Consider the following 11,765-nt stretch of genomic DNA (forward strand, 5'->3'; position numbering starts at 1 on the left):
TCTGCGGCCACGATGCCGTTGCCCCTGCTGTCGGCCGGGGCAACGGCATCTCTTCTTCATAGGAAGTCGGCTGGGCCGACTTCCTATGCAACGCCGTGGAAGCCCCGGCGGCGAGGCGAAGCCGAGGCCGCATTGGGGGGTGGGGGTGGGGGTGGGGGTGGCCGAAGGCCTGGCGCTTCCCCACCCCCTCATCGTTGGGAGAGCGAAGGGGCCCGCGCGCTCGGGTGAGCGGGCCCCTTCGGGTGTCCGGCTAGCCCACGGAGGAGTAGGCGATGATGCCGCGGCGGAGGCCGTCGACGGCCTTGCGGGCGGTCCGGCGGAGTTCGACGTCCTCGCCGGCGGCGTCCTGGATCTGGCCGAGGACGTCGATCAGCTGCTTGGTCCAGCGGACGAAGTCGCCGGCCGGCATGTCGGCGTCGCGCAGGACCTGGTCGAGGTTGTGGCCGAGCGCCCAGCGGTAGGCGACCCAGGCGAAGCCGAGGTCGGGCTCGCGCTGGCCGACGCCCTCCGCGGTGTTGACCCGGTGCTGCTCCTCCAGGGCGTCCAGGTGGCCCCAGATCCGGACCATCTTGCCGAGCGCCTCCTTGGCCGCGCCTTCCGGCACCCGGGGGGCGCCGGCGTCGTCGGACTGGCGGGCCTCGTACACCAGCGCCGAGGCGCAGGCGGCGAGTTCGGCGGCGGCCAGGCCGCTCCAGACGCCCTCGCGGATGCATTCGGAGGCGAGCAGGTCGAGCTCGCCGTACAGTCGGCCGAGCCGCTTGCCGTCGTCGGTGACGGTGTCGCCGTGCAGGTAGCCGAGGTCGGTGAGCAGTCCGCAGACCCGGTCGAAGGTGCGGGCGATGGTGTGGGTGCGCGAGCGCATCCGGCGTTCCAGCAGTTCGGTGTCGCGGTGCAGCCGGTGGTAGCGCTCGGCCCAGCGGGCGTGGTCCTCGCGGTCGGAGCAGCCGTGGCAGGGGTGCTGGCGCAGTTCGGTGCGCAGCCGGGTGATCTCCGGGTCGTCGGCGGCCGCGGCGCGGCCGCGCCGGAACCGCTCGGGCTCCAGGTGACCGGCCTTGGTGCGCAGGGCCGAGGCGAGGTCGCGCCGGGACTGCGGGCTGCGCGGGTTGAAGGACTTGGGGATGCGCAGCCGTTCGATCGCGACGACCGGGTGCGGGAAGTCGATCATGGCGAGCCGCTTGACCTGCCGCTCGGCGGTGAGCACCACCGGGCGGGGGCCGTCCTGGTAGTCGGGGTGGCGCGGGCCGCCCCGGCCGGAGCGGTTGACCGGCGGCAGGCCCGGGTCGAGGACCAGGGCGAGGCCGGCGAACTTGCCGGTGGGCACGTGGATGACGTCGCCCGGCTTGAGCTGCTCGATGGACTCGACGGCGGCCGCGCGGCGCTGGCTGCTGCCCTCGCGGGCCATCTCGTTCTCGCGGTCCTTGAGCTTGCGGCGCAGCTCCATGTACGCGTCGAAGTCGCCGAGGTGGCAGGTCATCGACTCGCGGTAGCCCTCCAGCCCCTCCTCGTTGCGCTGCACCTGGCGGGCGATGCCGACCACCGAGCGGTCCGCCTGGAACTGGGCGAAGGAGGTTTCCAGCAGCTCGCGCGAGCGGTGCCGGCCGAACTGGGAGACCAGGTTGACGGCCATGTTGTAGGAGGGCCGGAACGAGGACTTCAGCGGGTAGGTGCGGGTGCCGGCCAGGCCGGCCAGCGCCTCGGGGTCGAGGCCGCGCTGCCAGAGGACCACGGCGTGGCCCTCGATGTCGATGCCGCGCCGCCCGGCCCGGCCGGTGAGCTGGGTGTACTCGCCGGGGGTGATGTCGGCGTGGGTCTCGCCGTTCCACTTGACGAGCTTCTCCATGACCACCGAGCGGGCGGGCATGTTGATGCCGAGCGCCAGGGTCTCGGTCGCGAAGACGGCCTTGACCAGGCCCTTCACGAAGAGCTCCTCGACGACCTCCTTGAACCGGGGCAGCATCCCGGCGTGGTGGGCGGCGATGCCGCGCTCCAGCCCGTCCAGCCACTCGAAGTAGCCGAGGACGTGCAGGTCCTCGTCGGGGATGTCGGCGCAGCGCTCCTCGACGATCGCCCGGACCCGGGCGCGGTCCGCGTCCTTGTTGAGCCGCAGGCCGGAGCTGAGGCACTGCTGGACGGCGGCCTCGCAGCCGGCCCGGCTGAAGATGAAGGTGATCGCGGGCAGCAGGCCCTCGGCGTCGAGCCGGTCGATGACGTCGACGCGGCTCGGCGTCCAGACCCGGCCGGGCCGGCCGTTGGGCATCGAGCGGCCCCGGCCGCGGCCGAAGCGGTCGCGCGGGTTGCGGTCGAGCTCGGAGCGGGCGAGCCGGACCAGCTCGGGGTTGACGGCCTTGCCGGGGTTCTTCAGGTTGTGCTTGGGGCGGCCGTCGCGGTCGGGGTCGGCGAACAGGTCGTACATCCGGTTGCCGGCCATCACGTGCTGCCACAGCGGCACGGGGCGGGTCTCGGAGACGATCACCTTGGTGCCGCCGCGCACGGTGTCCAGCCAGTCGCCGAACTCCTCGGCGTTGGAGACGGTCGCGGAGAGCGAGACGAGGGTGACCGACTCGGGGAGGTGGATGATGACCTCCTCCCAGACGGCGCCGCGGAGGCGGTCGGCGAGGTAGTGCACCTCGTCCATCACGACGTAGCCGAGGCCGTCGAGGGTGCTGGAGCCCGCGTAGAGCATGTTGCGCAGCACCTCGGTGGTCATCACCACCACGGGTGCGTCGCCGTTGACGGTGTTGTCGCCGGTGAGCAGGCCGACCTTGGCGGCGCCGTAGCGCTTGACCAGGTCCCCGTACTTCTGGTTGGACAGCGCCTTGATCGGCGTGGTGTAGAAGCACTTGCGGCCCGCGGCCAGGGCCAGGTGCACGGCGAACTCGCCGACGATGGTCTTCCCGGAGCCGGTGGGGGCGGCGACCAGGACGCCGGATCCGGCCTCCAGCGTCTCGCAGGCCTCCAGCTGGAAGTCGTCCAGCGGGAAGTCGTACAGCTGCTGGAAGCCGTACAGGGCGGTGGCCTGCTCCTTGGCCCGGCGACGGCTGGCCGCGTACGCCTCGGCGGGGCTGAGCTCCTGGTCGTCCTGGGGCTCTGGATCGGGGGTGTTCATCGCCGTCCGGGTGTGGTTGGTGTGATCTCGCATCTCAGCGAGAGGTTACCCGGGAGGAGTGACATCGATAGCACCGTTTTTCCGTGACCTGGACGACCGGGACCACCGGTACCACCGGCGGCTGGCCCCGGCCCCGGCCCCGTCCCCGGGGCTCAGCCCTTCAGCAGCTCCACCAGCCCGTCCGCCAGCCGCTCGTACTCCTCCGGCCGGTTGTACAGCTGCGCGCTGACCCGCAGCACCCCGCCGCCGGCCCACGGGCGGACGGCGATCCGGGTGCCGAGCCGGTGCCACACCTCGGCCATCAGCGCCTTCACCTGCGGCTCGGTCTCGCCGAACCCGTCCGGCAGCCGGACGGTGCTCATCCAGACCCCGGGGGTCGAGGGCAGCGGCGCCAGGCCGGCCCGCTCGGCCAGCACCCGGCGGCCGTACGCGGCGAGGGCGGTGTTGTGGGCGGCCACCTCCGCGTGGCCGAGGTCGCGCAGCAGTTCGAAGCCGGCCGGGGCGGCCAGCCAGGGGGTGTAGTCGCAGGTGCCGCGCCACTCCACGTTGCCCGGGAAGCCCTTGTCGTGCTCCCAGGACAGTGCCAGCGGGCGCACCCGGGCGGTCCACTCGGGGCGGACGGCGAGCACGCCGGTGGCGCGCGGGGCGAAGGCCCACTTGTGCAGGTTGCCGAACCAGAAGTCGGCGTTCGGATCGATCGGGGCGGGCAGCATGCCGGGGGCGTGGGCGCCGTCCACCACGGTGGTCACGCCGCGGGCGCGCAGGTCGGCGAGCAGGGCCGGGCCGGCCACCAGGCGGGCGGTGGGCGAGGTCAGCTGGTCCAGGATCGCGACGGTGGTGCGTCCGTCCACGGCGGCGAGCACCGCCTCCCGGACGGCCTGCTCGTCCGGGGCGTCCAGCGGCACCTCGACGACCACCACGTCGGCGCCGGTCTCGGCGGCCTTGCGGACCGCGGCCCGGGTCACCGCGCCGTAGCCGTGGTCGGTGACCAGGATCCGGTCTCCGGGGGCGAACGGGATGCTGTCCAGGGCGATCGCGACCGCCTCGGTGACGTTGGCGACCAGCGCGAGCCGGTCCGGGTCGGTGTCCAGCTCGGCGGCGAGAAGGGCGCGGGCGGCGGCGATCCGGGCGGGGAGGTCGGCGAAGAAGCCGTCCGGGTCCCGCTCGTGCTCGGTGCGCAGCCGCTCCTGCGCCCGCTGCACCGGGACGGGAACGGCGCCGAACGAGCCGTGGTTCAGGTGCGCGGTCTGCGGGGACACGCTGAACAGCCGGTCGGCGGCGGGCAGGGGGGCCGGGGGTTCGGCGGTCCGCAGGTCCTCGGTCACGGTTTCCTCCGCTGGCCGGCGCACCGGTGGTCGGCGCGCCGGTGGCTCGACGTCTCGGCGGGCCGGTCGGCACCGGCACGCACTGATGTGTGACATTTCACATGACAGACTACTGGTCGGGGCCCACACCTCGCGACCACCATCGGGCCGTGACCAACACCGACGCCTTCCTTGCCCTCAGCGCCCGTACCGGCCGGTTCGCCTTCGGCGCGCCGCGTGCGTACACCCTCGCCGAGGACGGTACCCGGCTGCTGCTGCTCCGCTCCACCGGTCCGGAGGATCCGGTCGACCGCCTCCACCTGCTCGACACCGCGACCGGCGAGGAGCGCCTGGTCGCCGACCCGGCCGCGCTGCTGCCCGGCCGCACCGGCCGCCGCGACGACCTGCCCGTCGTCGAGCGCCGACTGCGCGAGCGCACCCGGCTGGTCGCCGCCGGCATCGGCACGTACGCCGCCACCGCCGACCTCGCCACCGCCGTCTTCACCCTGGACGGCCGACTGTTCCGCACCGACACCACCGCCGGCACCAGCGACGAACTCACCGTCGCCGGGCCCGCGTTCGACCCCCGGCCGGACGCCACCGGGCAGCGCGTCGCCTACGTCGCCGAGGACGCCCTGTACGTCACCCCGGCCCTCGAACCGTTCTCCCCCGCCGACGGCGCCCGCTGGGGCGTCGCCGAATTCGCCGCCGCCGAGGAGCTCGGCCGCTCCCGCGGCCACTGGTGGCGCCCGGACGGCGGCGCGCTGCTGGCCGCCCGGGTGGACGAATCCGCTGTCCCCCGGCGCTACTTCGCCGACCCGGCGCACCCCGGCGAGGCCCCCGAGGACTTCGCCTACCCGCAGGCCGGCGGCCCCAACGCGGACGTCCAGCTCTGGGTGCTCGGCCTCGACGGCACCCGGGTCCGACTGCGGTGGGACGCCGAGGAGTTCCCGTACGTCTGCGCCGCCTCCTGGGCCTCCACCGAGGAGGTGCTGCTCACCGTCGCCGACCGCCTGCAGCAGAACGTGCTGCTGCTGAGCGCCGACCCGGCCACCGGAACGAGCACCGAACTCTCCCGCACCACCGAGGAGTTCTGGGTGGACGACCTGCCCGGCACCCCCGCCCGGCTGGCCGACGGCCGACTGCTCACCGTCCACGACACCCCGCAGACCCGCGGCCTCGCGCTGGACGGCAAGCCGCTGGACACCACCGGCCTGCAGATCCGCCGGGTCGTCGGCCGGCTGAACGGCCGACTGCTCTGCGAGACCGGCGAGGGCGACCCCTTCGACCAGTACGTCCACCTGGTCGACCCGGACGGCGGCGCCCCCGAGCCGCTCGCCTCCGGCCCCGGCACCCACACGGCCCTCGCCGCCGCCGACACCCTGCTGCTCACCTCGGCCGGCCCGGAGGGCGTGCGGCGCGTCGTCAGCCGCGACGGCCGCGAGCTGCCGCTCACCGACCACAGCGCCGCACTGCCCCACCGGGTGGAACCGCGACTCGCCCGGGTCACCGGGCGCGCCCTGCCCAGCGCCGTGGTCTACCCGCGCGACCACGTCCCGGGCCGGCGGCTGCCCGTCCTGCTGGACGTCTACGGCGGGCCCGGCTACCAGGCGGTGGCCAACGAGCCGCGCCGCTGGCAGCTCAAGCAGTGGTGGGCCGACCAGGGCTTCGCGGTGGTCACCGTCGACAACGGCGGCACCCCGTTCGTCTCCCCCGAGTTCACCCGCACCATCTTCCGCCGCTTCTCCCAGGTGGCGCTGGACGACCAGGTCGACGCCCTGCACGCGCTCGCCGAGCAGCACCCGGACCTCGACCTCGGCCGGGTGGGCGTGCGCGGCTGGTCCTACGGCGGCTACTTCGCGGCGCTCGCCGTCCTGCGCCGCCCGGACGTCTTCCACGCCGCCTGCGCGGGCGCCCCGCCCACCGACTTCCGGCTCTACGACACCGCGTACACCGAGCGCTACCTCGGCCTGCCGCAGGACAACCCCGAGGGCTACGCCGACGACTGCCTGATCACCGACGCGCCCGGCCTGACCAGGCCGCTGCTGCTGATCCACGGGCTGGCCGACGACAACGTCCACCCCTCGCACACCCTGCTGCTCTCCCAGGCGCTCACCAGGGCCGGCCGGCCGCACAGCGTGCTGCCGCTGCCCGGGGCCACCCACATGACCCCGGGCGGGCTGATGGAGCAGCTGGCCGAGGCCGAACTCGCCTTCCTGCGGGCGTCCCTGGGGTAGTCCGTTGCACCGCCCGGGCCGGGCTGCGACACTCCGCACGATCGCCGCCCGGTCCGGGCGGGCCAGGACGACGGGGAGAACGCGGATGAGGATCGACCGACCCGGCCCGGTCGGGCAGCGGCAGTGGACGCCACTGACCGCGGGCAACGCCGGACTCGCCTTCGGGCTGGAGCTCGCCCTGCTGGCGTCGCTCTGCTACTGGGGCTTCCAGGCGGGCCCGAACACCGGCCTGCGGCTGCTGTTCGGGCTCGGCGCGCCGGCCCTGGCGGCCGGCGTCTGGGCGCTGTTCCTGGCCGCGGGCGGGCCGGCCGTCCGGCTGCCGGTCGGTGCGGAGATCGTGGTCAAGCTGCTGGTCCTCGGCGCCGGCGCGCTCGCCCTGCACGCCACCGGGCGGAGCACCCTCGCTCTGGTGTACGGCGCACTGGTGGTGGTCAGCGTGGCCCTGGAGTACACCACCGGCTGACGGTCCGGCGGGCGAAGGGCGTCGTACCTCCTGGTGCGGCGCCCTTCCGCTTGCTCCACACCTCTTCCACGTGACCCGTCACATGTGAAATATTACCTGCGCTTCACCGACTGATGACCTGAAGGACCCCCATCCCCCCGAAAGGACCGGTCAGTTGCGCAGACTGTCCGCCGCCCTCGCCGCCGCGCTCACCACCGGCGCGATAGCGGCCACCCTGCTGGGCACCCCCGCCCAGGCCGCACCCCCGACCCCCGCCGCCCTCGCCGCGGCCCAGGCCGACGCCGAACAGGGCGCCGAGGCCCCGCCCGCCCCGCTGGCCCCGCAGGAGCGCGAGCGCCAGGCGCTGCGCGGCAAGGCCCTGGAGCAGCTCAACAAGGGATCCGTCGCCAAGAGCGCCGGCAAGCGGGCCCCGGCGAAGGTGAAGATCGGCAACGACTACGTCCAGCTCGCGCACCAGCGCACGGACAAGGTCTTCGTGATCCTCGCCCAGTTCGGCGACGAGGTGGACAACACCACCCAGTGGAACGGCCAGCCCCGCTACGGCGGCACCCCCGGCCCGGCCCACAACCGGATCCCCAAGCCGGGCAAGGACGACAACCACACCCTGTGGTCGCAGGACTTCAACCGCGACTACTACCAGAAGCTGTTCTTCGACGACTCGCCCGGCGCCGTGTCGATGCGCAACTACTACCGCACCCAGTCCTCCGGCCGGTACGACGTCGAGGGCACCGTCAGCGACTGGGTCACCCTCCCGTACAACGAGGCCCGCTACGGCAGCAACAAGGGCCCGCAGGGCTCCGGCGCCTGGACCCAGGGGCAGGAGTTCGTCCGGGACGCCGTCAAGGCCTGGTACGACGGCGAGATCGCCAAGGGCCGCTCCGCCGCCGACGTCAAGGCGCAGCTCGCCCAGTACGACGTCTACGACCGCTACGACCACGACAAGGACGGCGAGTTCGCCCAGCCGGACGGCTACCTGGACAACGTCGTCGTGGTGCACGCGGGCGTGGACGAGACCTGGGGCGGCGGCGCCCAGGGCGCCGACGCACTGTGGGCGCACCGCAGTTGGACCTTCCCGGACGCGACCGGGCAGACCGGCCCGGAGGGCAACAAGATCGGCGGCGCCCCCGTCGGCGACACCGGCCTGTACGTCTACGACTACGTCCAGGGGGGCGAGAACAGCGGCGTCGGCCTGTTCGCCCACGAGTACGGCCACAACCTCGGCCTGCCCGACCTCTACCCCACCAACGGCGGTGACAACAGCGTCAACTTCTGGTCACTGATGTCCTCCGGCTCGTACCTGGGCAAGGGCCCGAACACCACCGGCGGCTACCCCGGCGACCTCGACGCCTGGAGCAAGCTGCAGTTCGGCTGGCTCGACTACGACGAGGCGCAGGCCGCCACCCGCTCCACCCACGCCCTCGGCGTGAGCAGCTACAACACCGACCAGGCCCAGGCCGTCCTGGTCCACCTGCCGGACGGCACCACCCGCACCGACCTCGCCGACCCGTACGAGGGCGCCAGGCAGTGGTGGAGCGACACCGGCGACAACCAGGACAACTCCCTGACCCGGGACGTCGACCTGCGCACCGCCGCCGGTCCGGCCGCCCTGGACGCGGCGGTCTGGTACGACACCGAGCAGGACTACGACTTCCTGACCGTCGAGGCCTCCACCGACGAGGGCAAGCACTGGACCGCCCTCGGCGGCACCGTGGACGGCGCCCCGATCGGCAACACCAGCGCCAACACCCCCGGCCTGAGCGGCGCGTCCGGCGCCTACAAGCAGCTGCACATCCCGCTGGACGGCTACCTCGGCCGGCAGGTCCGGCTGCGCTTCCACGTCACCTCGGACAGCAACACCCACGGCCGGGGCGTGCTGGTGGACGCCGTCAAGGCCACCGCCGGCGGCGCCGAGCTGTTCACCGACGGCGCCGAGAACGGCGCGAACGGCTGGACCGCCAACGGCTTCACCGCCATCGACGGCCGCACCGCCGTCAAGCAGCACCCGCGCGCGTACCTCGCCGAGAACCGCCGCTACACCGGCTACGGGGCGTTCCTGAAGACCGGCCCGTACAACTTCGGCTACAGCGGCGTCGCGGGCAAGGCCAACGTGGTGGACAACTACCCGTACCAGGAGGGCGTCCTGATCTGGCTGTGGGACACCTCGTACGGTGACAACAACACCAAGGACCACCCCGGCGGCGGGCTGATCCTGCCGATCGACGCCCGCCCGGCGCCGATCCGCTTCGCCGACGGGACGCTGGTCAACGGGCGCGCGCAGACCTACGACGCGACCTTCTCGCTCAAGCCGACCACGCCGTTCACCCTGCACAAGGGCGGCGTCGCGGTGCGCATCCCGTCGAAGCCGGCCGTCCCGGTCTTCAACGACCGCACCGGGGTGTACGGCGACCCGGCCACGCCGCAGCTGACGGTGAAGGTGCCGGACACCAACACGAAGATCGAGGTCGTCCGGGAGTCCCAGGGCGGGAAGATCACCACCGTCCGGGTGGGCCCGGCCTCCTGAGCCGGGAAGCCCCCTGGAAAAGGCCCCGGATCCCCCGACGACAAGGGATCCGGGGCCTGCTCGTACCCGCCGCCACGGGGCCCGCCCGTACCCGCCCCGGCTCAGCGCCCGAGGCTGCGGGCGGTGCGCGCGGCGGTGGCCACCCCGAGGACGGTGATCGCGGCGATCCCCAGGGTCATGTACCGGGCCGAGTCGACCGGGGTGTCCCCGCCCAGGTTGACCAGGGTGCCGGCCAGCGCCGAGGTCACCGAGAAGGCGATCAGCTGGGTGGTGTTGATCGCCGCGGCCGCCTTGCCGCCCTCCGCCGGGTCGCCGCTGCTGCGCATCGCGGCCACGCTGAGGTGCGGGAAGGCCAGGCCTATCCCGGTGCCGGCGCCGAACAGCGCCACCGCCCACAGCAGCACCCGCGGCCCGGAGGCGTGCCCGGTCTGCGTCAGCCCGTAGACCAGCAGCCCGCCGACCAGCACCAGCGGTGCGGTGCGGATCGCCAGGGCCCGGCCGCGGGCCGTCCCGATCCCGACGCTGAACAGCTGGGCGGTGGTCCAGCCGGCCGAGGTCGTGGCCCCGAGGAACCCGGCCACCAGCGGGGAGAGGCCGCCCAGCTGCTGGCCGAACAGCGGGATGAAGTTCTCCGTCACCACGCCCGCGCAGAGCACCGCGACGGTCAGGTAGAGCCACTTCAGCGGGTTGCCGGCCCGGTAGGTCTGCTGCGGCAGCACCGTGGCCGCCCCGCGCCGCTCGGCCGCCACGAAGCCCACCAGCAGCGCCAGTCCGGCGAGCAGGCACAGGGCCGTCGGCCAGCCGCTCGGCACCGTCGAGCTGACGCTGAAGGCGGCGGCCGCCAGGGTGAGCAGCAGCAGCGAGGGCAGCGGCACCGGGCCGCTGCCGTGCCCCGCGCCGGGGCGCCCGGGCAGCACCCGGCGGGCCAGGACCGCCAGCACCAGCGCGGCGACCAGCAGCAGGACGTACGCCCCGCGCCAGGCGCCGAGCTGGGCGAAGAGCCCGCCCAGCGACGGTCCGACCAGGGTTCCGACGCCCCACATCGCGGAGACCAGTCCGGCCGCGCGGGTCCACAGCCGCTCCGGCAGGGCGCTGCGGATCACGGCGTAGCCGAGCCCGGCCACCAGCCCGCCGCCGAGGCCCTGCACCACCCGGCCGAGGATCAGCGCCGCCATCGACGGGCTGAGCGCGTTGACCACCGCGCCGGCGCCGAAGACCAGGAAGCCCAGCACGTAGGCCCGGGCGGCGCCGAGGCGGTCCAGCAGCCGGCTGACCAGCATCGAGGCGATGACGGCGGCCATCAGGAAGCCGGTGGCCACCCACGCGTAGTACCGCTCGCCGCCGATGTCGGCGACGATCGAGGGCATCAGGGCGGCGGTGAAGTAGAGGTTCATCGCGTACAGCGCGACGCCGCCGGCCAGGATCGAGGCGGAGGCGGCGTAGCGGCGGGAGAAGAGTTCGCGCCACCCGCCGGGGGCTCCCGCGGACGGCGACTCCGACGGGTAACTGTCCAGCTCGGCGGTGGTGGTGTCGTTGTCGACGGCAGCTGATTCGGTCACGTCCGGTACGCTAGGACTTCAAGAGAACTTGAAGTCAAGGAGCCGCCATGACCACCGCGCCGGTCGATCTGCTGAGCGTCGGCGAGGTGGCCCGGCGGGCCGGGATCGCCACCTCGGCGGTGCGCTTCTACGAGGACCAGGGGCTGATCTCCTCCGAGCGCACGACGGGCAACCAGCGGCGCTACCGGCGGCACGTGCTGCGCCGGATCTCGCTCATCCTGGTCGCCAAGCGGCTCGGCATCCCGCTCTCCGAGGTCGCCGAGGTGTTCACCGGCCTGCCCGAGGACCGGATGCCCGGCAAGCACGACTGGGAGCGGATCTCCCTGCGCTGGGCCGAGCAGCTGCGCGCCCGCCGGGCCGAGTTGGAGCGGCTGGAGGACGAACTGACCGGCTGCATCGGCTGCGGCTGCGTGTCGCTGCGCCGCTGCCGGGTGCTCAACCCGGGGGACGAGCTGGCCGCCGAGGGGCCCGGCCCGCGCCGGCTGCTGCCGGAGGAGGGCCTGCTGCCCGCCGAGGAGTGAGCGGGCAGCAGGAGCGAGCGCGGAGAGTGGGCGGGGAAAGGGTGGAACCCGGCC

Annotated in this window: 7 protein-coding genes; 4 read left to right on the top strand and 3 right to left on the bottom strand. The window is 73.7% G+C overall.

What is annotated here, in order from left to right:
- Window positions 1-250: 250 nt before the first annotated feature.
- Both ACFWJ4_RS17095 and ACFWJ4_RS17100 read right to left on the bottom strand, forming a co-directional pair.
- Window positions 251-3,106: a DEAD/DEAH box helicase gene (locus tag ACFWJ4_RS17095; RefSeq protein WP_380544704.1), complete on the bottom strand. Its 2,856-nt coding sequence runs from the start codon at window positions 3,104-3,106 to the stop codon at window positions 251-253.
- Window positions 3,107-3,258: 152 nt separating this feature from the next.
- Entirely contained in the window at window positions 3,259-4,431 is a 1,173-nt protein-coding gene (locus ACFWJ4_RS17100) for an aminotransferase class V-fold PLP-dependent enzyme (protein ID WP_380544621.1), read from the bottom strand.
- Window positions 4,432-4,580: 149 nt separating this feature from the next.
- Here ACFWJ4_RS17100 and ACFWJ4_RS17105 point away from each other — a divergent pair, with 149 nt between their 5' ends.
- From ACFWJ4_RS17105 to ACFWJ4_RS17115, 3 genes are all read left to right on the top strand, one after another.
- Complete coding sequence (locus tag ACFWJ4_RS17105) at window positions 4,581-6,647, top strand: prolyl oligopeptidase family serine peptidase (protein WP_380544624.1); 2,067 nt, start codon at window positions 4,581-4,583, stop codon at window positions 6,645-6,647.
- 85 nt (window positions 6,648-6,732) lie between these two features.
- On the top strand, window positions 6,733-7,110 hold the full coding sequence (locus tag ACFWJ4_RS17110; RefSeq protein WP_380544627.1) for a YrdB family protein: 378 nt from the start codon (window positions 6,733-6,735) through the stop codon (window positions 7,108-7,110).
- 154 nt (window positions 7,111-7,264) lie between these two features.
- Window positions 7,265-9,631, top strand: coding sequence for an immune inhibitor A domain-containing protein (locus ACFWJ4_RS17115; protein WP_380544630.1), 2,367 nt, complete (start codon window positions 7,265-7,267; stop codon window positions 9,629-9,631).
- A gap of 101 nt (window positions 9,632-9,732) precedes the next feature.
- Here ACFWJ4_RS17115 and ACFWJ4_RS17120 read toward each other — a convergent pair whose 3' ends face one another.
- On the bottom strand, window positions 9,733-11,190 hold the full coding sequence (locus ACFWJ4_RS17120) for an MFS transporter (RefSeq protein ID WP_380544633.1): 1,458 nt from the start codon (window positions 11,188-11,190) through the stop codon (window positions 9,733-9,735).
- Window positions 11,191-11,237: 47 nt separating this feature from the next.
- Here ACFWJ4_RS17120 and soxR point away from each other — a divergent pair, with 47 nt between their 5' ends.
- Entirely contained in the window at window positions 11,238-11,711 is a 474-nt protein-coding gene (gene soxR, locus ACFWJ4_RS17125) for a redox-sensitive transcriptional activator SoxR (RefSeq protein ID WP_359901080.1), read from the top strand.
- Window positions 11,712-11,765: the final 54 nt, after the last annotated feature.

The sequence above is a fragment of the Kitasatospora sp. NPDC127067 genome (genome assembly GCF_042724755.1).
Taxonomy (GTDB): Bacteria; Actinomycetota; Actinomycetes; order Streptomycetales; family Streptomycetaceae; genus Kitasatospora; species Kitasatospora lactacystinica.

What these genes read in the sequence shown, in the direction of transcription:
- ACFWJ4_RS17095 (WP_380544704.1), bottom strand. Translation starts at nt 3,106, where the DNA reads ATGAACACCCCCGATCCAGAGCCCCAGGACGACCAGGAGCTCAGCCCC.
- ACFWJ4_RS17110 (WP_380544627.1), top strand. Translation starts at nt 6,733, where the DNA reads ATGAGGATCGACCGACCCGGCCCGGTCGGGCAGCGGCAGTGGACGCCA.
- soxR (WP_359901080.1), top strand. Translation starts at nt 11,238, where the DNA reads ATGACCACCGCGCCGGTCGATCTGCTGAGCGTCGGCGAGGTGGCCCGG.